The sequence below is a fragment of the Paenibacillus pseudetheri genome, from assembly GCF_924513355.1.
GTDB lineage: Bacteria > Bacillota > Bacilli > Paenibacillales > Paenibacillaceae > Paenibacillus_AQ > Paenibacillus_AQ pseudetheri.
In genome coordinates this window covers 85415-111097 of record NZ_CAKMAB010000006.1, presented here as the reverse complement: position 1 = coordinate 111097, position 25683 = coordinate 85415, and the positions used below count along the sequence as shown (strand labels likewise).

26 protein-coding genes and 2 pseudogenes are annotated in these 25683 nt (G+C 42.7%); 17 read left to right on the top strand and 11 right to left on the bottom strand.

The window, feature by feature from the left end; translation table 11 throughout:
- Positions 1-18 precede the first annotated feature (18 nt).
- Positions 19-720, top strand: coding sequence for a histidine phosphatase family protein (locus tag L1028_RS07555; RefSeq protein WP_234532722.1), 702 nt, complete (start codon positions 19-21; stop codon positions 718-720).
- A gap of 98 nt (positions 721-818) precedes the next feature.
- Here L1028_RS07555 and infC read toward each other — a convergent pair whose 3' ends face one another.
- Both infC and L1028_RS07545 read right to left on the bottom strand, forming a co-directional pair.
- The gene (gene infC, locus L1028_RS07550; protein ID WP_234532721.1) at positions 819-1337 is read right to left on the bottom strand and encodes a translation initiation factor IF-3; all 519 of its coding nucleotides are present in this window, start codon (positions 1335-1337) and stop codon (positions 819-821) included.
- A 60-nt stretch (positions 1338-1397) separates the two neighbouring features.
- On the bottom strand, positions 1398-2303 hold the full coding sequence (locus L1028_RS07545) for a LysR family transcriptional regulator (RefSeq protein ID WP_234532720.1): 906 nt from the start codon (positions 2301-2303) through the stop codon (positions 1398-1400).
- Between the two features lie 110 nt (positions 2304-2413).
- On the opposite strand from L1028_RS07545, the gene L1028_RS07540 reads away from it, so the two are divergent.
- From L1028_RS07540 to L1028_RS07530, 3 genes are all read left to right on the top strand, one after another.
- Positions 2414-2818 carry a tautomerase family protein gene (locus L1028_RS07540; protein ID WP_234532718.1) on the top strand — a complete coding sequence of 135 codons (405 nt, stop codon included), beginning with the start codon at positions 2414-2416 and terminating at the stop codon, positions 2816-2818.
- Position 2819: 1 nt separating this feature from the next.
- Positions 2820-3149, top strand: a complete 330-nt coding sequence (locus L1028_RS07535; RefSeq protein WP_234532716.1) for a carboxymuconolactone decarboxylase family protein — start codon at positions 2820-2822, stop codon at positions 3147-3149.
- A gap of 86 nt (positions 3150-3235) precedes the next feature.
- On the top strand, positions 3236-4792 hold the full coding sequence (locus L1028_RS07530; RefSeq protein WP_234532714.1) for a sigma-70 family RNA polymerase sigma factor: 1557 nt from the start codon (positions 3236-3238) through the stop codon (positions 4790-4792).
- Between the two features lie 79 nt (positions 4793-4871).
- On the opposite strand, the pseudogene L1028_RS07525 reads toward L1028_RS07530, so the two are convergent.
- A pseudogene (locus L1028_RS07525) lies at positions 4872-4976 on the bottom strand (AraC family transcriptional regulator); the annotation flags it as partial.
- Positions 4977-5033: 57 nt separating this feature from the next.
- Between L1028_RS07525 and L1028_RS07520 the strand changes: the two are divergent.
- From L1028_RS07520 to L1028_RS07510, 3 genes are all read left to right on the top strand, one after another.
- The gene (locus L1028_RS07520) at positions 5034-5807 is read left to right on the top strand and encodes a DUF6805 domain-containing protein (protein WP_341482501.1); all 774 of its coding nucleotides are present in this window, start codon (positions 5034-5036) and stop codon (positions 5805-5807) included.
- 308 nt (positions 5808-6115) lie between these two features.
- The gene (locus L1028_RS07515; protein WP_234532710.1) at positions 6116-7831 is read left to right on the top strand and encodes an ABC transporter ATP-binding protein; all 1716 of its coding nucleotides are present in this window, start codon (positions 6116-6118) and stop codon (positions 7829-7831) included.
- A 33-nt stretch (positions 7832-7864) separates the two neighbouring features.
- Positions 7865-8347 carry an NUDIX hydrolase gene (locus tag L1028_RS07510; protein ID WP_094869671.1) on the top strand — a complete coding sequence of 161 codons (483 nt, stop codon included), beginning with the start codon at positions 7865-7867 and terminating at the stop codon, positions 8345-8347.
- Positions 8348-8431: 84 nt separating this feature from the next.
- Here L1028_RS07510 and L1028_RS07505 read toward each other — a convergent pair whose 3' ends face one another.
- The gene (locus L1028_RS07505; protein WP_234532709.1) at positions 8432-9007 is read right to left on the bottom strand and encodes a TetR/AcrR family transcriptional regulator; all 576 of its coding nucleotides are present in this window, start codon (positions 9005-9007) and stop codon (positions 8432-8434) included.
- Positions 9008-9195: 188 nt separating this feature from the next.
- On the opposite strand from L1028_RS07505, the gene L1028_RS07500 reads away from it, so the two are divergent.
- The gene (locus L1028_RS07500; protein WP_234532706.1) at positions 9196-10437 is read left to right on the top strand and encodes an MFS transporter; all 1242 of its coding nucleotides are present in this window, start codon (positions 9196-9198) and stop codon (positions 10435-10437) included.
- An 86-nt stretch (positions 10438-10523) separates the two neighbouring features.
- On the opposite strand, the gene L1028_RS07495 is transcribed toward L1028_RS07500, so the two are convergent.
- Positions 10524-11420: a LysR family transcriptional regulator gene (locus tag L1028_RS07495; protein ID WP_234532704.1), complete on the bottom strand. Its 897-nt coding sequence runs from the start codon at positions 11418-11420 to the stop codon at positions 10524-10526.
- A gap of 336 nt (positions 11421-11756) precedes the next feature.
- Here L1028_RS07495 and L1028_RS07490 point away from each other — a divergent pair, with 336 nt between their 5' ends.
- The 3 genes from L1028_RS07490 (at position 11757) to L1028_RS07480 (ending at position 13429) form a co-directional block, all read left to right on the top strand.
- Entirely contained in the window at positions 11757-12428 is a 672-nt protein-coding gene (locus L1028_RS07490; RefSeq protein ID WP_234532702.1) for an O-methyltransferase, read from the top strand.
- Between the two features lie 69 nt (positions 12429-12497).
- Positions 12498-13052: a GNAT family N-acetyltransferase gene (locus L1028_RS07485; RefSeq protein WP_234532700.1), complete on the top strand. Its 555-nt coding sequence runs from the start codon at positions 12498-12500 to the stop codon at positions 13050-13052.
- Positions 13049-13429 (top strand): VOC family protein, encoded by a 381-nt coding sequence (locus L1028_RS07480; protein ID WP_234532699.1) that lies wholly within the window; start codon positions 13049-13051, stop codon positions 13427-13429. Before L1028_RS07485 ends, L1028_RS07480 begins: the two co-directional genes overlap by 4 nt.
- 32 nt (positions 13430-13461) lie before the next feature.
- Here L1028_RS07480 and L1028_RS07475 read toward each other — a convergent pair whose 3' ends face one another.
- The 5 genes from L1028_RS07475 to L1028_RS07455 all read right to left on the bottom strand — a co-directional run bounded on the left by L1028_RS07475 (position 13462) and on the right by L1028_RS07455 (position 18881).
- Positions 13462-15408, bottom strand: coding sequence for an FtsX-like permease family protein (locus L1028_RS07475; protein WP_234532698.1), 1947 nt, complete (start codon positions 15406-15408; stop codon positions 13462-13464).
- The gene (locus L1028_RS07470) at positions 15398-16159 is read right to left on the bottom strand and encodes an ABC transporter ATP-binding protein (protein WP_234532697.1); all 762 of its coding nucleotides are present in this window, start codon (positions 16157-16159) and stop codon (positions 15398-15400) included. Before L1028_RS07470 ends, L1028_RS07475 begins: the two co-directional genes overlap by 11 nt.
- 114 nt (positions 16160-16273) lie before the next feature.
- Positions 16274-17278 carry a sensor histidine kinase gene (locus L1028_RS07465; protein WP_234532696.1) on the bottom strand — a complete coding sequence of 335 codons (1005 nt, stop codon included), beginning with the start codon at positions 17276-17278 and terminating at the stop codon, positions 16274-16276.
- Positions 17275-17964: a response regulator transcription factor gene (locus L1028_RS07460; RefSeq protein WP_234532695.1), complete on the bottom strand. Its 690-nt coding sequence runs from the start codon at positions 17962-17964 to the stop codon at positions 17275-17277. Before L1028_RS07460 ends, L1028_RS07465 begins: the two co-directional genes overlap by 4 nt.
- Before the next feature lie 26 nt (positions 17965-17990).
- A complete protein-coding gene (locus tag L1028_RS07455; RefSeq protein WP_234532694.1) occupies positions 17991-18881 on the bottom strand; it encodes a TetR/AcrR family transcriptional regulator in 891 nt (296 codons plus the stop codon).
- A 192-nt stretch (positions 18882-19073) separates the two neighbouring features.
- On the opposite strand from L1028_RS07455, the gene L1028_RS07450 reads away from it, so the two are divergent.
- Complete coding sequence (locus L1028_RS07450) at positions 19074-20597, top strand: DHA2 family efflux MFS transporter permease subunit (protein WP_234532693.1); 1524 nt, start codon at positions 19074-19076, stop codon at positions 20595-20597.
- A 68-nt stretch (positions 20598-20665) separates the two neighbouring features.
- Here L1028_RS07450 and L1028_RS07445 read toward each other — a convergent pair whose 3' ends face one another.
- Complete coding sequence (locus L1028_RS07445; protein ID WP_234532692.1) at positions 20666-21709, bottom strand: YncE family protein; 1044 nt, start codon at positions 21707-21709, stop codon at positions 20666-20668.
- A 186-nt stretch (positions 21710-21895) separates the two neighbouring features.
- Here L1028_RS07445 and L1028_RS07440 point away from each other — a divergent pair, with 186 nt between their 5' ends.
- From L1028_RS07440 to L1028_RS07420, 5 genes and pseudogenes are all read left to right on the top strand, one after another.
- Positions 21896-22777, top strand: coding sequence for a nucleotidyltransferase domain-containing protein (locus tag L1028_RS07440; protein ID WP_234532690.1), 882 nt, complete (start codon positions 21896-21898; stop codon positions 22775-22777).
- 78 nt (positions 22778-22855) lie between these two features.
- Positions 22856-23605 carry a WecB/TagA/CpsF family glycosyltransferase gene (locus L1028_RS07435; RefSeq protein WP_234532687.1) on the top strand — a complete coding sequence of 250 codons (750 nt, stop codon included), beginning with the start codon at positions 22856-22858 and terminating at the stop codon, positions 23603-23605.
- A gap of 267 nt (positions 23606-23872) precedes the next feature.
- Complete coding sequence (locus L1028_RS07430; RefSeq protein ID WP_234532685.1) at positions 23873-24205, top strand: helix-turn-helix domain-containing protein; 333 nt, start codon at positions 23873-23875, stop codon at positions 24203-24205.
- Between the two features lie 36 nt (positions 24206-24241).
- Positions 24242-25207: a MalY/PatB family protein gene (locus L1028_RS07425; protein WP_234532683.1), complete on the top strand. Its 966-nt coding sequence runs from the start codon at positions 24242-24244 to the stop codon at positions 25205-25207.
- Between the two features lie 22 nt (positions 25208-25229).
- Positions 25230-25609, top strand: a pseudogene (locus L1028_RS07420) (RidA family protein).
- The last annotated feature ends 74 nt before the right edge of the window (positions 25610-25683 follow it).

The window sequence follows — 25683 nt, the reverse complement described above, 5'->3', positions numbered from 1 at the left end:
GGGGAGCAGGGCATTATTATGCAAATATTTCTGATTCGTCACGGTGATCCGGACTATTCGATAGATGGTCTAACAGAATTCGGGCATCAGGAAGCTGCAGCATTGGGTAAACGCATGGCATCTATCGGTCTGGATGAACTATATGCTTCACCACTGGGTAGAGCACAGACCACAGCCAGTTATGTGGCCAAAGAGGCGGGACTTGTAATTCAGACAGAACCTTGGACTTGTGAACTGGATTGGACAGAGATTATGTTGGATGGACAATTGTCGTCTATTTGGGATAGCCCCGGAGAACATATTAGCGAACTATCGAGTGGGAAGAGAGTATGGTCTGATGAAACAGATCATTGGTTGAAGCAAGAAGAATACAGATTGCGGTTTAGCGAATTACAAGCGGCTTCAGATCAATTCTTGCTTCGACACCATTATAAAAGAGAAGATGGCCTTTATCGTATCCTTGAGCCTTCCACCAAGAAGATTGGAGTAGTATGCCATGGCGGCTTTGGTCTCGCATGGCTAGCTCATTTATTACAGATTCCTTTAGCCTTGGCTTGGTCTGTATTTTGGTTAGCGCCAAGCTCGGTAACGACGATCTTGTTTGAAGAGCGCAGCGAGCACTTTGCGGTTCCTAGGTGTATTGGACTAGGAGATGTCTCCCACCTTTATGCTGGCGGCATGAACTATCGCCCGAGGGGATTAATGGGCAATCATGTTTAAGTTGAAAGATTAAGAACATTGCCTATGAAGTGAAAGGCCATCCCACAGAGGATGGCCTTTTTACTAGCTCTATATGATCGGAACGAATAGGCCACTCTTCAACGTGGATTTAATTTCACCTGTGCCCCTTTACCACCTGTCTGGATGCCAGTGTCCTTCGTTCCAACTTCCTTCAAGTCAGTCACTAGTCGCTCCAATACGGCCTTGGAAGCAGCAGCTTCTTTGGCGCCGGATGCCTTCACGACTAATTGCACTGGCTTGCCAGAACGGAGATGCTTCTCTGCCTGGCGAAGCTTCGTATCGTAATCATGCTCTTCAATATGAGCCGTGAAGCGGAGTTCTTTGACCTTCTCCTTGCTGCCACCTTTTGCAGTTGAGCCACCAGTAGCCTTGCGTGCTGAGGCTGCCTCCTTCTGCGCGGCCGCTTTTGCTTTGCCTTTTGCAGTTAGGCTGCAGGGCGGTGGGCTGCTCATTAGCGAGGTGCATACCAGATCAGCACCTGCCGATCTGGCCATGGCCAGCGCTTCTTCTCGGGAGACGATGCCCAGCTTCTCGCCTCTAAGTCCTGTAAGGACTACTTCGGATGCTCTGATTTGTTCGTTGATTAATACTGCCACTTCTATGAATCCTCCCTGAGAACAATGATATAGCTATCATATATGGAAGTTGCTTGTGGTTCAAATGTGGAGAGTAGGATTAGCGTTACTAGTCCTCTCAATTTCCTCTTTTATGATTTGTATGAATAGTTTTTTAGATGATGTTGCTAGATATTCTTGGTTGCGCCTCTGCAATATACCCACTTGAATGAACGGCTCGCTTAGTTCAACATCGATTTTTACGATATCTGTCATTAAAGATGTCGAATCAAGCACTACCCCCACCCCAGGGTTCTTTCTTATAAAATGAGGAATAGCAGAAATTTGACTTATGGTGGATAGAGTGGGCTTTGATTCGAATCTCGAAAATTGCTTAGCTAACCGAAGATAATATAAGCAAGTGTGTCCTCCAGCTATAATTGGATATTCAAGAATTTCTCGAAATGGAATATCGTGTCGTCCGCTTAAAGGATGATTGTGATCTACTATAAAAGCGATTTTCTCGTGATAGAGCGGTTCGAAATAAAAGAAAGACAGGTCGGACGGCTCACCGCAGATGGCGAAATCGAGTTCACTTTGTAGGACGAGTTGCGAGAGGGAATCAGTGTTACCCTGAATGAAGTTACATGCCATTTTGGGTTTTTGCTCATGAAACTTTCCCAAGGCGTTCGGTAGGACGGATTCCATCATGGATTCAATGCCTCCGATATGAAGTGTGCCAATTTCGTCATGCTGTAAAGCCTTGGTGAGTTCTGTTACATAGTTCCAATGTTGAATAAGGTTGTCGATTTCCGCTGCAAAGACTTGCCCTGCACTTGTCAGTTCTACTTCCCAGCCTCTGTGAAAGAGTTGTATGCCAAGTTCTTTTTCAAGACGTTGAATTTGGTTTGTAATGGTAGACTGCGCATAATTCAACTTCTCTGCAGCGCGTGAGAAAGTCCCTTCTTGAAGGATGGTCTTAAAAGCCATCAGTTCTTTTAGATCCATCAACTGTCACCTCTATCGGTATAATTGATTAAGATTATTATCTTATTCAATTATATAAATTATAAGAGTGAGGGTACAATAAAAGAATTCCAAAGAAGGAGTGAATTGATTTGCCATTCATTAGAGTCAGTTATTTGGAGCAACAATACGATATTCATCAGCTAGAAGGAATATGCAGAGCGATTATGAGTGCACTAATTCAGCATTTCCATGTACCGGAGGATGATATGTTTCAGGTTTTTCATGCGCATAAAGCGGGGGAGTTTTTTTATAGTAAAGATTATTTAAATATTGAACGAAGCGACGGACTGATATATATCCAAGTTACGCTAAAATCCGGAAGATCAACGGAGCAGAAAACAAGCTTTTACGCGATGCTAGCCGAGGGATTATCGATGACGCTAAACATCAGAAAAGAAGATATATTCATTGTGCTCGTCGACACGGAATTCGAAGATTGGTCGTTTGGTAACGGTGTTGCTCAAATGCTACAACCTCCGGTTAGGGAGGTGTAATATGGCGAATCGGAAAATCGTCACAAATGTACGGGAATCGTTAGGGGAGTTCGCTCCGGCATTCGTCGACTACTCGGAAAATGTGTTATTTGGGGACTTATGGAGACGTGAACAATTATCACTTCGGGATCGTAGCATGATTACGATTTCTGCTTTGGTGATGGGAGGCATGACGGAACAACTCCCCTATCATTTGCGCTTGGCTTTAGAGAACGGATTACAACTTGAAGAAATCGTGGAGGCCATTACCCACCTTGCTTATTATGTAGGTTGGCCGCGAGCCTCTTCAGCTTTAGAGGTTGCAAAGGATGTAATAGGAAAAAATAAATAACGTCTGACTTTTTTAATCTCATCCGTAACCTTTAGGAACTTCATTGGCACTTGTATATAATACGGAAGAAGGGAGCGAGCGAAGGTATGCTTCAGTATATTGAAGAGGCAGGGCGAGGAGATCGTCAAGCTTTTGAACAGATCGTTAGGCATTTTACACCAATGGCGAATGCAGTTGCGTATGAAAAGCTCCACGATTACCAATTAGCGGAGGATGCTGTGCAGGAAGCCTTCACAGAAGCCTTCCTGCATTTGAATAAATTAAGAGAAGTAGAGGCATTTCCAGGCTGGTTTAAAGCGATTGTGGCAAGGCAGTGTTATCGTATCTTGCGAAGAAAGCAGCATCCTGCACTACCTTACGATGAAGCTGTGGAATCGAGAGAATCTTCATTTAATGTGACAGACATTATTGAGAAAAAAGAAGCACGACGACTGCTTCACGAGTCTATAGATGCATTGACATCCAATATGCGGATCGCCGTTCAACTATATTATTTTCAGGGATATTCCCTTCAAGAGATTGCTGACTTTCTGGGGACCTCAGTCCCGGTATTGAAGAAACGACTCTTTGATGCTCGCCGCAAGCTTAAGGGTGCGCTACCTGTTGCGGATGTTCTCTCCGTGTTCAATCATTTGTACGAAGGAGGAAAAGGTGTGCTTCATATTGTAAACGGAGATGTAGTGGGAGAGAAGCTGCGTCAGGGAATTGTGCAAGGCGATGTATTAGTATGGAGAGAGGTATACTCTCATGGTCCGGTCTTTTTAGAGCCTTGGGAACAGAATAACCGCTTAGTAAGAGCGCATTATTTAGAACAAACGTTGGGGATTCCGCAGAAGGAATTTATACAGATCAGTAAGGAACAGGAAAAGATCTTAGCTGATTTTCATAAATATGATGAAGTTGTATTATGGTTCGAACATGATCTATTCGATCAGACGATGCTGTGCTATTTGCTCCATTGGTTCTCGAAGCAGAAGAAGGGATCCACGAAGCTGAGTTTATTGTGCATTGGGGAATATCCCGGCATTGAGCTGTTTCGAGGACTTGGACAACTATCTGTAGAGCAAATGGAGACTTTATCAGGAACGTGGAAGTTAATCGGCGACAAGGAGCTAAAGGTAGGCCAAGAACTCTGGGAAGCCTATGTATCACCGAATCCAGAATCATTACAACAGCTACTAACTAAGGATACGTCCGCATTGCCATTTGCACATGACGCCTTCATAGCGCATTTATCTCGTTTCCCATCGATCTATAATGGACTTGGTATTGTTGAACAGATCACGCTGCGGATGGTCCAAGAGGGAATAAAATCACCCTATGAGCTGTTCAAAAATGTGGGAGATAAGCTTCATATACTAGGCATGGGAGATTTGCAATATTGGCATATTCTAAGACAGATGGCACAAGACCCATACCCGTTACTGCAAACGCGTGGCTTGAAGGAATTTCCCGGTTATAACGAACCGGCGATGCCCTTTCAAGATTGTGAAGTTGTATTAACAGCGTTCGGAGAGAACGTAATGTCTGGTAAAGAGGACTGGGCCGAGAAGAAAGGGATTGATGAGTGGTATGGCGGGGTGCATCTGCAAGGCGTAGCTCCACGCTGGCGATGGAATTCGTCTTCACAAACGATTCAATAATATACGATTCTTTCGGCTCCATGTCGAAGAAAGGGCTGTCCCAAGAGTGGTGAATGCTACTTATGGGCAGCCCTTTAATTCAATCATTATTCATAAACGTCTTATGATAGGCGTTACGATATTGGGTCGGTGTCATGTTTTCGTATTTTCGGAAGAGGCGCATGAAATATTTATCGTCGGTGAACACCTAGCTTTGAATAAAGTATGGCAGGATGGAGACGTTGTCGAATATGATATTCCGATGTCGGTAAGAATCGAGTCCATGCCGGATAATCCAAACCGAATTGCATTCCTCTATGGACCGCTTGTGCTTGCAGGTGATTTTGGACCTATAAATGCTGAGCTAGGCAGTGATCGCGCCCTTGCTTCTATATTAATCGGAGATCGCGAGACGCTAACGGACAGCCTGATTCAGTCTAACGTTAGCAAAAATGTGTTCCGGATGAAAGTTTTAGGATATGCAGGAGACCATGAACTTCGTCCTTTCTACCCTATGCATGATCATCGTTATTCCGTGTATTGGGATTTGTTCACGTCAGAGGAGTGGAAGCTGGTAGAGGCTGAATATCGCGAGGCTGTCGAGAGCAATCTGCTGCTTGAACAGCTAACCGTAGACTCGGTGCAACCTGCTGAAATGCAGCCTGAACGAGACCATAATTTCGAAGGGGAGCATGTAGGCTTAGGCAAAATCTACAACCGCAAGTATCGCGACAGCTGGATCAATGGCTGGTTCTCTTTCACAATGGAAGTCTTGGCAGAGGAGCAAGTGGATCTGGTAGTAACGTACTTGAAGTCCAACGATACTTCGGTGGCCTTCGATATTACGGCAGATGGTGAACAGCTTGGACTAGGTGTCCTTGAGTCTGAAGAGATGAACAAGCTGGAGACGATTCGTTACGAGCTTCCACAGATGATTACGAGCAGCAACTCAGCGGTTACGATCAAGTTCGCTTCGCATGAAGGACATAAGGTGGGCCAAGTGGCAGGACTACGTATCGTCAAACGTAATTCTTGAAATATATGGATTAGAGAATTATAATAGGAACAATTCTTTTAATTGGGGTGAAATGGATGTCTTTCCGTATCGTTCGAAGTAACTAGTTATCGGGCTGGGTCAAACGCGTACCAGCTATCAAGGGGGGAGTCTACCCTTTTGATTCATTAACTAGAGCTTTGAACGGTGCCAGAGGCAGCTATTTGTATAGAGCCAGGCACTTAACCTATTTAACTTAGAGAACCGTGTATTTGTGGATGGTTTTTTACAGTTGGATGGAGAGGGTTGCCTGGCTTTTTACATTCAATTGAAAGAGGAGGAAGAATGTTATGTTAAAAAAGAGTCTAGCTCACCTGAAATGGTGGATATGCGGTTATATTTTATTGGGTTTTACTATTCAACTGCTGAGTAGTTTAGGCATTGTGGTGTTTCAAAAAATATTAGACAAGGCCACTGTGATGGGCAGCTTCGGTGAGATATTTAATTTAATCTTGGTGTACGGCGTTTTGCTGGCTGGGGTGGTGATCCTAAATTATGTGGATGAATACCCTAGTGTGTATTTATCGAACAGTATAACGGAGAGGTTAAAGATACTTGCACTATCTAAAATATCCAAAATCGACTATCAAGCCTATCAGGATATGGGCACAGGCCAGATGATTAAAGTGATCGAGAATGGAGCAGCAGCTGGAAACAGCATGATTTTCTCCTTTTTCCTCAAAACATTACATGAGTTATTGCCCACTCTTCTGTTCAGTCTTATCTTTATCAGCTTCTATGATTTAAGGATCATGGTAGTGATTGCTGCTGGCTACGTGGTCGTCTTTTTGATAACGAATCTGCTGTTGAAATTTCTGTATGCGATGAAGGCGGCCATTCTACAGGAACAAGAAAAGATGTCCAGATTCTCTATCCGTGGCTTTATGGAATTGGTCGTCTTCCGAACTAATAAACGATATGAGAAAGAGATCGATAAGTTAAGCCAAACCGCACGCACTATCATTCATAAAAATGCCCAGCTGCAAATGATCCACGAAGCTTTTTTCGCGATATTCGAGTTGTTTGTCACGGTAATTAAAGTCGTCGTCTTGATTTATGGTGTAAAAAGCATCGTCGCTGGCGAGAGCTCTCTTGGTGTTGTGGTCGCATTGTTTATGTTTATTGATAAGATATACTCGCCGATTGCCATCTTTAATGTTCTATTTGTAGATTACAGACTGAATAAAGTGACCTACAAGAGATTTGAGGAATTTATTGAGGCACCAGAAGATAGGAATTTGGAGTCCGGAGAAGTCGTCACTGAGATCCACGGTAATATTGAACTTAGGGATGTATCTTTTGATTATGGACAAGTGAAGATCTTGAATAATCTATCCTTTTCGATTGCGCGGGGAACGTCCGTTGCTATTGTCGGATTAAGTGGGGGTGGGAAATCTACCTTGATTAAACTGATCGTAGGCTTATTAAAAAAGGACAAAGGTGAACTCTTATTGGACGGTAGGGATATCGATGAGATCCATCTGGATAGCTACTATGATCATATCTCTTACTTATCACAAGACACGCCGATTTTTGACGCTACGATTAGGGATAATATTGTATTTGATGAACATTCCTTGTCCGATGAAGAGTTGTATGAGATTTTGGAAAAGGTTCATCTGCAGGAAAAGGTAAGCCAATTACCGGATCGTTTAGACACTTTGGTAGGTGAAAAAGGGGTTAAATTATCAGGCGGTGAGAGACAGCGATTAGCTTTTGCCAGAATCATTGCTCAGAAAAGAAACATTTTAATTCTAGATGAACCTGTTTCTGCACTTGATAATATCACGGAGCAAAGTCTAATGGAGACGATTTTGCAGGAATTTAAGGACAAAACCATCATTATTGTTGCCCACCGACTAAATTTTATAAAAGACGTTGATAAAATACTGGTAGTGGACCAAGGCTCGGTCGTGGGTGAAGGAAAGTTTGATGATTTAATAGAGCATTGCGAAGCTTTTGAAGCGTTATGGAATAGAAAAATATCGTTTACAAATGCTGATTAAATTGTTAACCTCTTCTAAAAAGAGGTGCAGTCTATGGCTTGGCCAACACATATTGTAGCGGCAGGTGGATTCGCAGAAAATGAACAAGGAGATATCCTTTTAGTAAAGACGCATGATGGTGGATGGGTATTTCCTGGTGGACAAGTAGAGGTCGGAGAGAACCTGGTGGATGCATTAATTCGAGAGATTAAAGAGGAAAGTGGAATAGATGTCACGGTATCTCAATTGATTGGTGTGTATTCCAATACAGGCATTCATAAATGGTATGACGGTGTAACCGATGTTCCTACCAAGGTTATGTTTGATTTTATCTGCAAGCCCGTAGGTGGGGAATTATGTACCTCTGAGGAAACCTCTGAAGTGATGTGGGTGGCAAAAGAGAAAGTGCTTGATTGGATTACACAACCGGCTATTCGTACGCGCTATCAAGCTTATTTGGATTACGATGGGAATACGAGGTATATGGATTATGTAACTGGAGACACGTTTGAAGTTAATTTGGATCGAACGGTGTAAAATAAAAGTGATAGGCCATCCTGCAAAGGATGGCTTTTTAAAATATAAGAAAGTATAAGTTTCACGCGCCAAAGGTTACGCTTGTTATGCTTTGATGCCCTCAAAAGCAGAGGTGATCAAATATTTCACAAAAGCTTTGTTTAGCTCATCCCCTGTGATTAGAAGCCGATAAAATATCGGTCCATAGAGCAGATCAATCGTGATCCCAATATCCAGATCCGCTTTTAATTGGCCTCGGGTTACCCCACGCTCCAACAACTGTCGCGCCTCTTGGCGGCGGGGAGCGAAAAACCTCGTACGATAGGCCTCAGCAAGGCCAGCATCGAATTGCCCTTCACCGATCAATTCGGTAATGACCTTTCCTTCTCGGCTGCGAAGAAAGCTGGCCAGATTTGTGGCATGGATCATAATATCGTCCATGACCGAACCGGTGTCTGGCACTGGCAATCTTGCGGAAGCTGCAGAAAGGTAGCCATCCATGATCACGGCTGCTTTGTTGGGCCACCACTTATAAATGGTTGCTTTGCTTACCTTAGCCCGCTCGGCAATTTTCTCTACAGTCACCGCCCCAAATCCGGTCTCCAGTAGCAGGTCATACGATGCTGCCAGAATAGAAGCCTCGGCTTCGCTATTGCGCGGCCGTCCTCTTTTTTTATCCATCAGAGATCCCTCCCGATTCATATATCCTTTGTCTACCTTTCGGTTTAAAAAAAGAAACTATACGTTCATTATACAAAAGGTTATACGAAGTAGCCAATCGCCTATTTACAAAACTGAACGTTCAGTATATATTTAAATCAATTAATGAACGGTTCGTTCAGTATTTAAAGTCGAAGGGTGGAGATCTTATGAATCAAGGAAGACGAGTGAATCCTGTAAGTTCAGTAAGTTCAGTGAATCCAGCGAAGGAACATTCGGAAGGAAAGACGATCCCTGGATGGATTACATTTCTATTAGCGGCCTCCTGCGGACTAATTGTGGCTAATCTGTATTACGCCCAAACCCTGATCGGACAGATCGCCCAAGCTACGCAGCTTTCTTCTGGGGCAGCGGGTCTGATTGTAACTTTGACCCAGGTAGGATACGTTCTTGGACTTTTGTTCGTTGTACCGCTTAGCGATATTATTGAAAATCGCCGCCTGACAGTGGTATCACTGGCTGTGGTGGTGGTGTCACTGGTAGCAGCCACACTGGCTCCGAATGCGGCGATCTTTCTGGGAGCGTCTCTGTTCATTGGCCTTGGTTCCGTAGCTGCCCAGATTCTTGTGCCGTATGCGTCTTTTCTGGCTGCTGAAGAGCAGCGCGGCCGGGTGGTCGGTAATGTAATGAGTGGGCTGCTGCTCGGTATTATGTTCGCCCGGCCACTGGCTAGTTTTGTCTCTGGATTGTGGGGCTGGCATGCGATTTATGCTATATCCGCCGTAGTGATTGCCTTATTAACATTTCTATTATCCCGTGTGCTGCCGCAGCGCCAACCTGTGCCTACAATGAATTATGGCGGATTGATCCGTTCTCTAGGTACTTTACTGAAGAGTACGCCAGTGTTACGCCGCCGGGCAATTTATCAGGCTAGCCTGTTTGGAGCTTTCAGCCTGTTCTGGACGACGGTCTCTTTGCACCTGGCCGATACGTATCATTTAAGTCAGCAAGGCATTGCCTTGTTTGCGCTGGCCGGAGTGGCTGGGGCTATCGCATCTCCAATCGCTGGGAGATTGGCTGACCGGGGCTGGACCCGGCCGTTGACCGGACTTGCGTTTGTGCTGGCAGCTGTGGCTTTTCTGCTAGCTTACTTGTTTCAGGACGATTCGAGAGTAACACTTGGATTGCTGGTTGCAGCAGCTATTATGCTGGATATGGGGGTATCGGGTAATCTGGTGCTTGGACAAAGGGCGATTTATTCCCTTGGCAACGAGGCGAGAGGACGTTTAAACGGATTATTTATGGCGATATTTTTTGTAGGCGGAGCCGTTGGCTCTTCACTAGGCGGCTGGGCATATGCGTACGGAGGCTGGAGTCTGACCAGCTTGATCGGTCTGGCGCTGCCGATCTTGGCTTTCCTGTACTATTTAACGGAGAAGAAGCAAGCGTAAGGCGTTCAAATAAAGCAGGTACTTACAAGGACTGCTCTCCGGGCTGGATATAGTCAGCCTAGAGAGCAGTCTTTTTTAAAAAAATGCTACATCGTATAAGGATTCTGGCGAATCATTTGAATAAGGTTTGCTGCCGAGGCGGATAACGGTTCATTTTTTCGCGTACAGATCGCAATGCTATTCTTCAGAAGTATTCCTTCAACATAAACTCGGCATAATTCTCCACGTTCAACATATTCGCGAACAACGAGTGAAGAGACGAAGTTAGCGCCATACCCGGCGATAACGGCTTGGATCGCTTCATGAAGTCCGTTAAATTGCAAAGAGATCGTAGGACCTGGCGTATTATATGTACGGCATAACGATAATAATCTCTCTCTCGTCGAACTCCCTTCCTCACGCATGACAAAAGGCTCCTTCATCATTTCGGATAAAGAAATTTGCTGATTCGCATAGGGGTGATGGGGTGCGACCACAAACCATAACTCATCCTGAAATAACTCTTCTGTCCGGATCGTATCTGGATAGGCCTCGGTAATCCCTCCGTAAATCGCCATATCCACGTCTACATTTAGCAGCTGCTTCAGGGCATCGCTTGAATTGGTGGTGGTAATCACCATTTCCACTTGCTCATATTGTTGCTTGAACTTTGCGATCCAGGTAGGGATAAGGAAATGAGCAGGCAAATACGTCGCGGCTAGACGGATACTTCCATTCGTGCCGTTAACATAATCCTGAGTGAATTGTTCGATCTGCTGTTCGACAGCGAACAGTCTTTTCGCGAGTAGGGCAAGCTCTTCACCCGCATCCGTTAAAGCAATTCCTCTACCTTGAGGCTTGAATAGGGCGAAGGATAGTTCCTTTTCGAATTTCTTGATCTGAGCCGTAATCGCAGGCTGACTGATATTTAAAGTTTCTGAGGCGCGTGTCACGCTACCCGTTGATGCGATCACATGGAATAAGCGTAAGGCGTGTAGATTCATGGTTAAGCTCCTATCTGCTCTCGTTTAATTCATATATAAAATATATAATTTTGGTTTAAAGATATATTATATTTATGATTATAACTGATTTACAATACAGGTATAAAGTTGAAGTTGAAGTTGAATCTTTAATTAGGGAAAAGGAGTACCGAAGAGGAGGTTTGGAACTGTAGGAGCGTCAGCGACCGCCTTTGTCTACGGATTTCACCACGAATAGTGGTTTTAATCGAAGAAATCTGGAGACAACAGCGGCCGGAAGTCCAAACACTCCTCGTAGTTACGACCGATCCCTAATTGTGGAAATGAAAATTTTATTTCAAAGGAGAAGTGATAAATATGAATCAACCGACTACATGGGATAAAGTCGATCAGTACATTACAGAGCGCTTAATTCCGCAGGACTCCGTGCTGGAGGAAGTGTTGTTCGCCAATCAACAGGCAGGGCTGCCGCCCTTTGATGTCTCACCTAGTCAGGGTAAATTCCTTAACCTATTGGTTCAAATGAAAGGTGCACGCCGGATTCTGGAGATTGGCACTTTGGGTGGGTACAGTACAATTTGGATGGCAAGGGCGCTCCCGTCTGACGGACATATCGTTACCTTGGAGCTGGATCCATCACATGCTCAGGTGGCTGGGGCCAATTTCGCGCTTGCTCAAGTAGATGATCTGATAGAACTTCGTATAGGCGATGCTTTGGGGCAATTGTCTCAGATGAAACAAGAGGGTGTGGAAACCTTTGACTTTATATTTATTGATGCCGATAAACCCAACAACCCTAACTATTTACAGTGGGCGCTTCAATTTTCCCGGCCCGGTACGGTGATTATAGGCGATAATGTGATTCGTGAAGGCGAGATTATTAACAAGAATAGCAAAGATCCTCGTGTAGTAGGCGTACGGGAATTTTATGATCTGTTGGCTGAAGAGCCTAAGATTTCGGCTACTGCCATTCAGACAGTGGGAAGTAAAGGATATGATGGTTTCGTATTGGGGATTGTGAATAGCTGATATATGTATTGCAATATCCAACAATTGTAATATAATCTATTGAAAATCCAATAGTGAGGGGTACTTTCTATGCAACCTACATTTGAAACACAAAGGTTAATACTAAGACCGTTTCAATCCACAGATGCAAGTAAAGTTCAAGAGCTTGCTGGGGATATAGAAGTAGCTAGAACAACGCTGTCTATTCCTCATCCATACCCTGATGGAGCGGCTGAATCTTGGATTGGTGCCTGTAGGAAAAGCGCAGACGAAGGGGAAGGATTTCCTTTTGCTTTAATTAGTAAAGAGAGTAATACCTTAATAGGCTGTATGAGTCTAAATATAGACAAATCGCATAAAAGAGGTGAGCTTGCTTATTGGGTAGGAAGATCTTTTTGGGGAGATGGCTATGCGACCGAAGCAGCTAAGCGATTAATTGATTTTGGATTTGAAGACCTCGCATTAAATAAAATATGGGCAGCGGCAATGACTAGAAATCCTGCCTCCTCTAACGTTATGAAAAAAGCTGGAATGAGATTTGAAGGGGAATTTAAACGGCATATTTTAAAATGGGATAAATTCGAGGATATAGTCTTCTACGGGTTAACTAGAATTGAATATGAAGATAGGGGAGAAGAGGTATGATCTTTTCTGATATTGGTTTAATTACAGAGGATGTAACCACTTTGACAACATTTTATGAAGTTATATTGCAAACCAAAGCTGAAGGTGATCACATTCATGCTACCATTGAAACGAAGGGTACTGGATTGGCAATATACCTAAAGCAAGCCGCGGAATCAGATATGAAATTTGATTTTTCTAAATATTGGGGATCTGGTAATTTCACATTAGGCTTTAATGTTGATGATGTTGATATGGAGTATGAACGACTAAAGGCACTTCATGTAGAATTTGTAACTGTACCTACCACCTATGGTTGGGGGGCAAGATCACTACATTTTCGGGACCCGGATGGCAATATCATATGTTTTAGAAGTAAAGTAAAAGGGTACTCCTAAACCATGATGGCTTTTGGAATACCCTCTTTGTTTTAAAGCGACTCTTTAATCACTTTTTTATAATAGAACACGGACAGCACTGCAAAGATCGAATACAAGGCGGTGTATAGCAGCATCACCAGAATCATCGGTGTCATGAGCTCTGTACCGAAGAAGAACCATCCTGATTTTACGGCGAAGTAACTGTGAAGCAATCCAATGACTAATGGAATCCCAAAATTGAACAATTGTTTCATCTGAATCCCTCTAAGCAGATCACCTTGCGTGAAACCAAGCTTTCTTAGGATCGTGTAGTTGGGCTTTTCGTTCTCACTCTCATCCATTTGTTTAAAGTAGAGAATGCATCCAGAGGTAATCAGGAATGTTAACCCCAGAAAGGCCACGATAAACATGATGAGTCCCATATTTTGCTTTTGATTATTTTTCGTCTCCAGTTGAGAGTCGGTTATGCTGTCCTTTTTAAAATTCATATTCTGAAAAAGCTCATTAGCTTGTTTAACACTTGCCCGTTCCTTCATATCGATTCCGATATTAAGAGAGGATTTTTTTTGAAGGGCTGGATCTAGATTGTTCTGTAAGCGTTCGAAGACCGTTTCGTCTACAATAGCTACGGGTAAGCCGCCACCAGTGAAATACCCTAAAATAGGTGCGTCCTTATTTATAGTTGTATATGTCTGCGGAATAACCTCATGCGCTCCCTTAAACTCAATGGGGCCTTCGTCTTTCATCGAAATCAGATTATCGAGTGCACTGCTTGTCTTTGTAAAATAGGTCTCATCCGGTGATACATCGATGCCTTCAAGTTCATTTTCGCTAATGACTGGAAGGGTCATAATCTTAGAGACTATACCGGAGCTCTTTGGAGTCTCACCGAGGACCTTTTCCATATTCACATCTACCTGAATGACTTCTGTCTTTTTTTCTGTAAACACTAAATTCTTCGCAGTTAATACCTCTTTAAATCGTTCGGCATCATGGATATCTGTAAGAATAAAATCTGACGGGACATAGAGCTTCGCATTTTTCTCAGCAGAGTAGAATGAGATGTAGCTCAAGGATAATAGACCTATTGCGAGTGCCGATACCGTTGTAATGACTGTCAGTAAAACGGCGTTTGATTTCATTCGGAACATAATGGAGGAGAGAGACAATACCTCTTTAATGTTTAAATACCCATTTTTCTTTTTACGAATGAGATGAAAGATAAAGCTTACTGAGCCTTTATAGAAAAGATAAGTCCCAATGATAACTGAAGCCAGAATAGTGATCATGGCTATAGATAGCTCAGTCATTGATGTTAAGTCTCCACTAAATAATCGGGATGAAATCGAATAGCCAAGCAGGATCAATCCAATCCCAGCGATCCCTATAATCATTTCAAAGACGGACAGCTTTTTTACGTTGCCTTCTGTGGTTGAGGTCACCCGGAATAAGGATAGAATGCTTTGTCTTTTAATAAATCCATAATTCATCAGCATGATCAAAAGATAGATTACAAAGAATACGATCAGCGTTTGAACCAGGGCTGGGGTAGAAAAACGAAGGGATGCTATCGCATCGATCCCCATTATTTTAAAAAGAATCATTAGAATTAATTTGGAAATAGAAAAGCCTACGGCTATTCCTAGAATTAAAGAACCAAAATATAGGATGAAGTTCTCGGCCGAAAGAATCCGGAAAATTTTATTTTTGGTCATCCCAATTAACTGGAACAAGCCAATTTCTTTCCCCCGACGTTTGATGAAGATGGTGTTAGCATATAACAGGAAAATGGATACAATCGCGACCAGTAAGACCGAGGCTGCCTTGATTGCTGCGCCACCTTTGATCGAGCCTTCTACCGCATCCATCGAAGGATCGTATTGCAACGTAACAAAGGCGAAATATAAGGCCACGCTAAAGACGAGAGCAAATACATACAGATAGTAATTTCTGATGTTTTTTCGCAGATTTCGAAGCATCAGTACATTAATGCTCATTCTGCACACCACCTAGTACACCTTGTGTTTTTATGATGTCGTTGAAGAAGACTTGTCTTGATTGTTCTCCTTTATTTAATTGCGTATAGATCGTACCATCCTTTATAAAAATAACTCTACTGCAATAGCTAGCTGCCACTGGATCATGTGTAACCATAACGATCGTTGCTTTACGTTTTTGATTTAGTTCACTCAGCTTATTTAATAAATCAGAAGCAGATTTAGAATCCAAGGCCCCAGTAGGCTCATCAGCAAAAATAATGCTTGGATCATGAATGAAGGCTCTAGCTGCAGAGGTGCGTTGTTTTTGACCCCCAGAGATTTCATTCGGGTACTTATTTTTTAACTCTAAAATCCCCAGCTCCCTCGCGACGTTTTCGAATTTCTCATTGGCGATTTTCTTGGGGGTGTTGGTTATGGATAGCGGTAATAAGATGTTCTCCTTCACCGTCAGCGTGTCCAAGAGATTGTATTCTTGAAAAATAAATCCTAAATGATTTTTCCGAAATTCAGCTAATTGCTTTTCTTTCATATTAGAAATTTCAGTACCCTCAATGGTAATCGATCCGTTGCTGATCTGATCAATTGACGAGAGAACGTTAAGCAGGGTGGTCTTTCCTGAACCGGAAGAGCCCATGATCCCAACAAATTCGCCTTCTTCTATAGAAATATCCAGACCACTCAACACGGATTGTTTGTTTAATTTATTTCCGTAGCTTTTATGAATTTTAGTGGCTTCAAGAATTGCCATAATGATTCACTCCCTTTTTATACTCGTTCTTTTTGTATAGCTTTATTATAAAAGGCTTTGCCGTTCTTATCCTTCGATTGCCCGAACAAAATAAAAAAGCATGTGACATTGTTGTCACACGCTTGAGAGCTTCACGAATTCATTTTTAAGCGGAAAGGTTAAAGTGAACGTCGTCCCTGATCCGAGCCTCGACTCAACTCCGATGACGATCAACAAGGATTGCGCTGCTTTTTTGGCTAAATATAAACCCATACCTGTGGCGGCATTGTCGCGATGCACGGTGGTGGAAGTAAATCCTCTATCAAAAATACGAGGCAAATCCTTGGGATCTATTCCGCGTCCACTGTCCTTCACCTCAAGAACGATATGCTCAGCTTGCTGATAGCTATTCACTGTAACATCTGAAGCTTCACTATATTTTACGGCGTTGGTTAGGAGTTGTCGGATAATAAAAGCCAGCCATTTGGCATCACTAAGCGCTTCAGCTACTTCCAAGTTCAGCTCAAAGCCGATTCCCTTCTGAATACACCAGGATTGCAACGTCTTAATCTCCCCGAAAATAAGCGTTTCTAAATCGATATGTTCTATATACAAATCATTCTCAATAAAGGGAATCCGCCTTTGATGGAGCTGTTGGTCCAGTAAGAGATGTATTCGCAGCCATTCATAGGTCAGATTTTTCTTCATTACGTCATCTTCCATACGCTCAATCATTAGGTGCATCGCTGTCAAAGGGGTCTTCACTTCATGAATCCATGATAATAGTTCATCTTTTTCCTGTTCTAACGTCATTTGATTATGCGAAGCAGTCTGTTTCAACCATCTAGCTTGGTTGGTGATGCTCTCTTCAATAATTTGCTCAAACGGGCTTTCGGGTGTGGCGATACTCGTTATGTCCAGATCATCATCTCGCTCAGCTAAGCTTTTATAGAACCTGGTTTCTCTGGGATAGCGAAGGATCAAGAACATCACGAAAAAAAGCATCGACAAGGAGACCAGATAGAGAACTGAAGAGAATGGGATGGATGCATCCATATAGGTGACAAAAAGTATAAAAAGATTGGTAAAGAGGACTAGTAGGATCCAGCTACTTCTTTCCAAGAGATACTTTTTAATCATAGTGCTTCCTCTTCGATGGCCATATACCCTTGTCCCACTTTCGTTTCAATGAAAACACCTAAGCCTATCTCATCCAGCTTCTTTCGCAGCCGATTTATGTTGACGGTAAGGGTGTTGTCACTTATAAAACGTTTATCATCCCACAAGCTATTGATTAATTCCTCGCGGGTGACGATTTTATTTTTTTTCTCAATAAGCAATTTCAATATAAAAATCTCATTTTTCGTAAGCTCAATCGATCCCATATCATGCGTCAATACATTTCTCTCATAATCCACGGTTGCTCCGCACCATGTCTTGAGCTCAGGGTTATCTGTGTTGTAATTGTAGACGCGCCGAAGAATCGCTTGTACTTTGGCAATGAGTACATCGAAATGGAAGGGCTTTTGAATATAGTCATCGGCTCCAAGCTGCATCGACATTACCATATCCGTAGGATGATCCCGGGACGATAAGAAGATAATCGGAAGGTTGGAGTGGGAACGAATCATTCGGCACCAATGAAACCCATCAAATTTAGGTAATTGGATGTCGATGATGACTAAATCAGGTTTGATCTCTATAAATTCCTGCGTGACATTGCTGAAATCTTGAATACCATACACATCATAAGACCACTGAGTAAGTCGCTCTTTGATCTCATTAAACAGCGTTGAATCGTCTTCGATTAATAATAGCTTGAACAAATGCTCCACCACACTTTTAGTTAGCTTTACAGCATTTTAGATAATACATCCTGATAATGCTTAAACTCTTTGGCTTCATTTAGATTAGGGCATGTCCTTAAGGATAGTAGAGCACTTTCGATTAAGAACTGTCTCGGTTCCTTGTTGTTCATGATTTCTTCCTGGATAAAGTATAACAGCTTTAGATAATTGGTGAGGTTCGCATCACCAGGCGCAAAGGATCTCTCTATAACTTTCTTCAAGCTTATGGTCGCAAAGGATAGATCATTATTGAAAAAGTCAGTGTATTCCGATGCGGGCAATAACTTATCCACGTGATCTGGTGAGATGAGTTGAATGCCCATTTCACTTACTTCTTCAACAATGGTTTGGATAAGCGTAGTGCAATAATCAATGATTTGCTTAGAGGTGATGACTTCATTCATAGCATTGTTGATTTGCAGCATATTTTGCAGAATCCCGTTAAAAATGATGGCTCCATCCAGTAAATAGGGTTTTTTATCCGCAGGGAAAATATGAAGGAAACGTTCATATACCCAGGTTAGCAGGCTGAACTTTGTTTTTTTGATAAATGTAATTAAGTCTGGATCATTGGAGACCAAAGCATCTTCAACGAGCTGTAATAATTTATTTTTTTTATTGATTTTCATGACTAGCTGAACCTGCTCGGCAAAAATCTTAATGTCAGAGGGATCTTGACCAATGAGCATTGAATTTCGCCCTTCTTCAAGCTGAATGTGAATAGACGTGAATACAGCCTTAAAGAGATCTCCTTTGGAAGGGAAATAGTTATAAAAAGATCCTTTGGAGATCCGGCTATGATTCAAAATATCCTGAATGGATGTGGCGTGATAGCCTTTTTCAATAAATAATTCATGTGCTTTATGAACCACTTGCTCTTTTCGTTTATTTATCATCTGAGGTGCCCCTTTAAGCGGAACTCTTTGTTCCAATATAGACTAGCGTATATTTCCACTTAATACAATTTCAATTTTAAATGATTTTTGTCTTGCCAAGCGAGAAATAAGGGAGTAATATATTCTACACTGGATTATAACACGAGTTCAAATTTGAACCGTTAGTATGATTATAGAATGGAGGATTCCAAAATGAAAGCAAAGGAAAGTAAAGCGTCCTACGGGATATTGGCAATCCTCATGATTGGTGCATTTGTTGCTTTACTGAGTAATACCCTACTCAATATAGCTTTACCATCGATTATGAAGGATTTTGATGTCAGTGCCTCAACGGTACAGTGGCTATCAACGGGTTATATGTTGGTGAACGGGATTATGATTCCTTCAACAGCCTTTTTGATTCAAAAGTATACCGCGAGAAGGTTGTTCTTAATCGCCATTGGATTATTTGCGATAGGAACCTTTATCGGCGGATTAGCACCAAGCTTCCCTGTGTTGTTGATCGCCAGAATGGTTCAGGCTTCAGGGGCTGCGATCATGATGCCATTATTAATGAATGTATTGTTCACTACCTTTCCGCCTGAGAAACGTGGTTCAGCTATGGGGATGTTCGGGCTGGTTATGATTTTTGCACCAGCTATCGGACCTACATTATCTGGATGGATTATTCAGCACTATGAATGGCCTGTTCTATTCTTTATGATTGCCCCAATCGCCGTATTGGTGTTCATTCTGGCCTTCTTTAAATTGCATGATCCTAAAAAAGATGTAGTAATTAAGATCGATTTCTTATCTGTAGTTCTATCAGCGATTGGTTTCGGAGGTCTACTATACGGCTTCAGTTCCGCTGGGAACAAAGGATGGGACGATCCAATGGTCTACTCCGCGCTTATTATCGGAGCGATTGGATTAGTGATCTTCATTATGCGCCAAATGAAGATGAAGGAGCCTATGCTTAACTTCAGAGTGTACAAATATCCGATGTTCGCTTTATCCTCAGCGATTTCGATTACACTGAATATGGCGATGTTCTCAGCGATGATGTTAATGCCGATTTACCTGCAAAATATTAGAGGTATTTCACCTCTGGATTCGGGACTTCTAATGTTGCCCGGTGCGTTGATTATGGGAGTTATGTCACCAATCACAGGTAAATTGTTCGATAAATTCGGCGGTAAGGTCTTAGCGATAATCGGTCTAGCGATTGTAGTGATTAGTACGTATTTCTTTAGTGATTTGACTGAAACAACTAAATATTCGACACTCATGATTCTATATTCTGTGAGAATGTTCGGGATCTCTATGGTGATGATGCCAGTTATGACCAATGGTTTGAATTCTATCCCAGCCAAATATACGCCGCATGGTACAGCCATGAACAGTACGATTCAGCAAGTATCAGGGGCGATTGGTGGGGCACTGCTCGTAACCATTATGTCTAACAGTACTACTTCACATGTGAAAGATATGGTCGCTGATGCTGTAAGTAAATTAACGACTAAGCCTTCGGCAGACCAATTGCTTGGTATACAAAATCAAGTCATTGCGAAAGCTACTATTGAAGGAATTAACGATGCATTCTTGGTATCTGTAGGCGTAGCGATTATTGCATTTATTCTAGCCTTCTTTATTAAAAGAGGTGTACAGCCTAAGGAAACGGCAGAAGAGAAAGTGACTGCAAAGAAAGTAGCTGCTAAGCAAGTTACAACGCATTAGTCTATATTCAAAAAGGCGCTCACCTTATAGGTGAAGCGCCTTTTTTTGCAAATATAAGAAAGTAAAGATTACTTATAATGATGTGTTAATCTTGGACCATCCTGAATGACTGTGATGGAATTGTCGTTTGCGACATATAACCTGTTCGTTAGTGGATTAAGTGCGATGTTTACGCCTGTTACGGAGGGGAATACCGCGATTCTTTTAAACGTACTGGCGTTATACACGGACATTCTGTTCTTATTGAAATTACTGACAAATAAATGATTTGTAATCGGGTTGATGAATGTGCTGGAGGAGGAAGATAACACTCTAGTTGCAATCACTTTATTGGTATTTCCATTAAGCACAAAAAGCTTCCCTTGTTTAACCTGTTGAGCACTGGACACGTAAACACGGTTTGTAAGCGGATTAAGGATGACCTCGCTTTGTAACCGTCCAAGCTGTACATTCTTGAGGAGCTTGTTGGTGCGGCCATTGATCACGGAAAGAAAGCGGCTTAAGTTGTTCGCTACATAAATACGGTTCGTAATCGGATTTAGCGCAGGTGTGATTACTGGGTTGTTTCCAACCTTGATGGTTGCTATTACAGTTTGTGTACTACCGTTGATGACCGATACGGAATTGTTTATCGTGTTCGTTACATAAATGCGATTGGTACGTTTATTAATGACGATAGCGGAAGGGCGGCCACCGATCTGGATAGTAGTCCGAATGCAGTTCGATCTGCCGTCGATGACGGTTACGATGCCAGAGGCGCTCGACACATAAATCAGGTTCGTTCGAACATTAACGTTAACACTAACAGGGTTGCTGCCCACTTGGAGGGTCTTGATTACACGGTTTGTCCGTCCGCTAATTACAGATACCGTCCCATCGCGGAAGTTGGTGACGTACACACGGTTTGTTCTTGGGTTGATGGCAAGCTTGAGCGGAAATCTACCTACATGTATTGTTGCAATGATCCGATTGGTCAGGGTGCTTAATACACCAACAGTTCCGGCTGTAGTGTTAGGGTTTACGAAGTATACCCGATTGGTAATGGGATTTACCTCAATATCTCCGACAGGTACGGATGTAGGAACTGTGGTTATGATGGTGGGTAACGCCATGATATAACCCCCTCTTCAAATGACTAGATGCTTCATTATATTTAGGCTTAGGCAAAAGGGTACTACATATATCGTTGCAAGATGTACCTCTGAGGTATAGAATGATATTCCCAAATCTACATTTAAGGTTAAATGTAAACGCTATATTTCAGGGGAAATGAGATCGATTGGAGGATGGAGGATAAGATGATGAAATCAGTGTTGTCGGATATTTTACTAACACCTGATAAGTTGCTGCTTCATAGCGAATTACTAGAGGAGATTGGAAAATACATTACGCAAGAGATCCTAAATCATCCGTTATTGCAAGAGGATCGTCAGAGGGTAAGCATTATCCTAGATGGATCGACCGCACTCGGGGTGGTAGATGGGCAGTCGGATGTAGATGTAATCATTATTTGTGAGGATGAATCTTACAACAGTATTAATCATCGGTTCGAGGAAGCGGGGCTGATTCCGGAACACAGTAGTTTTTTTATGGATTTAAGGCTTCCGAGTGGGAAGACAGGGCATTATACACTCCATAAAATATCTGATATCAAAGAAGCTTTAATGAGCGGGGATATGGAATGGCTGTGGAATGCATCAGTGTCCTATATTTACTACGATCTGCTGGATCTGAAGTCACTTTTTCATTCTTATGTTCCACTCCAACCTGAAGTTCTAATGAGATTTCGTAAGAATTCATACATACAGCTAAGAAGCTATGCCAGAAGTCTAGATAATCCTGTAGTTCGTGGCGACGCCTTTCCTATCTTATTCTTAGCGGTTTCCCTTTATAAAGAAGCTTTACGCTGTGCAATCACCATTGAAGGTTATCCGTATCCCTATGACAAATGGCTTGTTCCCGTAGCGCAGCAAACGGTCGTAGGTCGAAAAATTTTGGAGTGTGCAGGCGATTTTTGGAATTATCTTAGAGAGGATGCGTCCTTTGCTCCCATGTACCAGGAGGACAATAATTTTGTCAAAATGGAAAAACAATTTCGAAAGATACTCTTGGAGGAATTTCGCCTGAGAGGGATCGATGAACCTTGGTTAATAGAGTGGTGGAAGTTTTTGGAGGAATAAACGGAGTAATAACGCTGACTATCCTTATTGATTACGGTAAGGTATACTGGAATGAACTTTTCAGTAAGAGGTGATTAAATGGCTGGGACAGTCTCTATATTAGGCGTACCTTTTTCAAAACTAACACTAAACGAGACAACACTTCATCTAACAAAACATATTCAATCCGGAGAACCGAAGCTATTTCATTTGATTACGGCGAACCCGGAAATTACGATAACAAGTCAATCGGACGAGCTGCTTCGAACCATACTCCATGAGGCAGATTTGATTACTCCTGACGGGATTGGCATTGTGCTGGCATCGAGAAGAAAAGGTGACCCTATAGCTGAACGAGTTACGGGGTATGAACTACTTCTTGAGCTGCTCGCGCAAGGGAATAAGCTGGGCTGGAGCTTTTATTTCTTGGGTACGGATGAGCATACCAGTTGTAAAGCGGTCGAAAAGATCACAGAGCGATATCCGAATGTGAAAATTGCCGGAAGACATAATGGTTTTCTTACTAAAGATGAGGAACCGGCCATTGTGGCAGAGATTCAGCACGCACAGCCAGATTTCCTGATCGTTGCGATGGGGGCTCCGTACTCTGACAAGTGGGTTTATAAGCATAAGCAGGCGCTTTCTCAGGTTAAGGTTGTTTTTGGCGTGGGGGGAAGCTTGGATGTTATAGCGGGAAAAGTGACTCCAGCCCCTGCGATATGGAAGAAACTCAATTTGGAGTGGCTGCATCGACTCATCTTCGCACCTGTGGCCAAAGGACAAAAGTCGCGTTGGCGCAGGCAAGCAGTTCTTCCTAAATTCGTGTATCGAGCTATGATTAGGAAATAAGGTATAGCAGTAAATATATAGTCTTTCGCTATTTCTGCAATTTGTAGAAGTAGTGAAAGACTTTTTTTGTGATCGCTTTACAGGAAGTATGCCGTAAGTATTTATGGGAGAATATTGGCTGGAACAATTCCAATATATTACTGATTGCTTTTTTAAGAATGTTGTAGGGTGAGATGCTCACACGATAGAAGATCACAGCTGCCTAGAGTCCTATTTTCCAATTGCTTCTTTTATTGCTTCAATTATAGGTTCATTGATGTCACACATATGGAGGTTGCAGCTGAGTGGATACAAAACATTTTACAAGGAGGATCAACACTTCCACCAGTACCGTTAATACCACAACAAGAGGTTGTAGAGAAGCAGACGGAAGAGTATTTACAAGGAAACGTAGATGACCTGCTCCAGCACATGATTGATTCGGTGCTCGGTAAAATTAATGTCCCGGCAGAGCGATTGTCCTCGAAAGAGAAGATTGAACTTGTGAAAGTACTTAACGAGCAGGGTGTGTTTCTACTTAAAGGTGGAGTTTCTCAAGTCGCTAAGTCCTTGGTGATATCTGAGCCAACAGTTTATCGTTATTTGCAAAAAATTAAGTGAGAATAAACAGAACTCTAAAGAGAGGAAGTGGGCTAGATGACAATAGACTTTGATAAGGTTGTTAGCCGATATGGGACCAATTACGCTAAATGGGATGGTATGGCGCAAGTTTCGGGCAGAGAAATGATAGCGCTTTCTGTCGCGGATATGGATCTTCAAGCCCCTCCACAGGTGATAGAGCGAGTAACGGAGATGGCGAAGCATGGCATATATGGATATACCGATCCTTTTCCACCTTATTATGAGGCAGTTCAGGGATGGATTAAAAAAGCCTACGATTGGGAGGTTCCGCAAGAATGGATCGTGTTTTGCCCTCGTATTGTGCAAGCGGTTTCTCTGATCATTCAGAACTTCACTCAACCAGGTGACCAAGTGTTAATCCATACTCCAGCCTATCAGCCGGTTGCCAAATCGGTAGAGCTAAATAACCGCGTATTAGTGGAAAGTCCACTTCGTGAAGTAAATGGGCGTTATGAGATCGATTTTGCTGATATGGAGTTTCGAATGCAAGCAGGGGTTAAAATTATACTGCTCATCTCACCGCATAATCCGGTTGGATGGGTATGGACACGAGCTGAACTAGAACGAATCGTTAGCTTGTGTACAAAGTATGATGCTTATATTGTCTCGGATGATATTCATGCCGATTTTATCCATGAAGGCCATGAGCATACGATAATCGGGAAGATATCAACCGAGGCTGAGCAGCGTTCCTTTAGCTGTACTTCGGGCTTGCATCCGAAGAACTTGGGACGTACCATCGAGGATTCAGCGGCGATTACCGAGCCTATTCTGCCTTGGACAGCTGCAGGTGCTTATATGGCGGGAACGCTGGGTGTTGCAACATTAGACTATTTACCTTGGGCTGTTCTCTGTTGGACAGGAATAATCTTTGCGACGATATGGGGCTTCACGGGATTCGGTATTGCGAAGTTAACGCCAGAGCAACAGGCAGAAATGCTAAAGGAATATGACGGTAACACTAATGGACAAGTTGGATAAGGAGTCTTTTAAAATGACAAGTATGCATAAAGAAATTGTAATAACAACGGATGCACCTAGTGCAATTGGACCTTATTCTCAAGCTGTAAAGCTTGGGAACGTCCTATATACTTCAGGACAACTCGGACTAGACCCGGTTAGTGGGACTTTTCCTGCTACGGTTGGGGAACAGACGGAACGGTCGTTGCTGAATGTCAAAGCCATAATGGAAGTGGCGGGTACAAGCATGGACCAGGTAATAAAGACGACCGTTTTCCTAAAGGATATGAATGATTTTCTTAAGGTGAATGAGATTTATGGAAGGTTTTTTGCTCAGCGTATCCTGCTCGCAGCGCAGTTGAAGTAGCACGTCTGCCTAAGGATGGGCTCGTAGAAATTGAAGTTATAGCTTATATACCATAAGTAAGGCGAAGACAGTCCGTACTACCCAAATTTGTGTTTCAAACGTTGATCAGAAAATAAGGTAGGAGGCCGCC

Excerpts from the sequence above, each read along its gene's own strand:
- L1028_RS07555 (WP_234532722.1), top strand. The coding sequence starts at position 19 with ATGCAAATATTTCTGATTCGTCACGGTGATCCGGACTATTCGATAGAT.
- L1028_RS07545 (WP_234532720.1), bottom strand. The coding sequence starts at position 2,303 with ATGGATCTAAAAGAACTGATGGCTTTTAAGACCATCCTTCAAGAAGGG.
- L1028_RS07535 (WP_234532716.1), top strand. The coding sequence starts at position 2,820 with ATGGCGAATCGGAAAATCGTCACAAATGTACGGGAATCGTTAGGGGAG.
- L1028_RS07530 (WP_234532714.1), top strand. The coding sequence starts at position 3,236 with ATGCTTCAGTATATTGAAGAGGCAGGGCGAGGAGATCGTCAAGCTTTT.
- L1028_RS07520 (WP_341482501.1), top strand. The coding sequence starts at position 5,034 with ATGTCGGTAAGAATCGAGTCCATGCCGGATAATCCAAACCGAATTGCA.
- L1028_RS07515 (WP_234532710.1), top strand. The coding sequence starts at position 6,116 with ATGTTAAAAAAGAGTCTAGCTCACCTGAAATGGTGGATATGCGGTTAT.
- L1028_RS07510 (WP_094869671.1), top strand. The coding sequence starts at position 7,865 with ATGGCTTGGCCAACACATATTGTAGCGGCAGGTGGATTCGCAGAAAAT.
- L1028_RS07505 (WP_234532709.1), bottom strand. The coding sequence starts at position 9,007 with ATGGATAAAAAAAGAGGACGGCCGCGCAATAGCGAAGCCGAGGCTTCT.
- L1028_RS07500 (WP_234532706.1), top strand. The coding sequence starts at position 9,196 with ATGAATCAAGGAAGACGAGTGAATCCTGTAAGTTCAGTAAGTTCAGTG.
- L1028_RS07495 (WP_234532704.1), bottom strand. The coding sequence starts at position 11,420 with ATGAATCTACACGCCTTACGCTTATTCCATGTGATCGCATCAACGGGT.
- L1028_RS07490 (WP_234532702.1), top strand. The coding sequence starts at position 11,757 with ATGAATCAACCGACTACATGGGATAAAGTCGATCAGTACATTACAGAG.
- L1028_RS07485 (WP_234532700.1), top strand. The coding sequence starts at position 12,498 with ATGCAACCTACATTTGAAACACAAAGGTTAATACTAAGACCGTTTCAA.
- L1028_RS07480 (WP_234532699.1), top strand. The coding sequence starts at position 13,049 with ATGATCTTTTCTGATATTGGTTTAATTACAGAGGATGTAACCACTTTG.
- L1028_RS07475 (WP_234532698.1), bottom strand. The coding sequence starts at position 15,408 with ATGAGCATTAATGTACTGATGCTTCGAAATCTGCGAAAAAACATCAGA.
- L1028_RS07470 (WP_234532697.1), bottom strand. The coding sequence starts at position 16,159 with ATGGCAATTCTTGAAGCCACTAAAATTCATAAAAGCTACGGAAATAAA.
- L1028_RS07465 (WP_234532696.1), bottom strand. The coding sequence starts at position 17,278 with ATGATTAAAAAGTATCTCTTGGAAAGAAGTAGCTGGATCCTACTAGTC.
- L1028_RS07455 (WP_234532694.1), bottom strand. The coding sequence starts at position 18,881 with ATGATAAATAAACGAAAAGAGCAAGTGGTTCATAAAGCACATGAATTA.
- L1028_RS07450 (WP_234532693.1), top strand. The coding sequence starts at position 19,074 with ATGAAAGCAAAGGAAAGTAAAGCGTCCTACGGGATATTGGCAATCCTC.
- L1028_RS07445 (WP_234532692.1), bottom strand. The coding sequence starts at position 21,709 with ATGGCGTTACCCACCATCATAACCACAGTTCCTACATCCGTACCTGTC.
- L1028_RS07440 (WP_234532690.1), top strand. The coding sequence starts at position 21,896 with ATGATGAAATCAGTGTTGTCGGATATTTTACTAACACCTGATAAGTTG.
- L1028_RS07435 (WP_234532687.1), top strand. The coding sequence starts at position 22,856 with ATGGCTGGGACAGTCTCTATATTAGGCGTACCTTTTTCAAAACTAACA.
- L1028_RS07430 (WP_234532685.1), top strand. The coding sequence starts at position 23,873 with ATGGAGGTTGCAGCTGAGTGGATACAAAACATTTTACAAGGAGGATCA.
- L1028_RS07425 (WP_234532683.1), top strand. The coding sequence starts at position 24,242 with ATGACAATAGACTTTGATAAGGTTGTTAGCCGATATGGGACCAATTAC.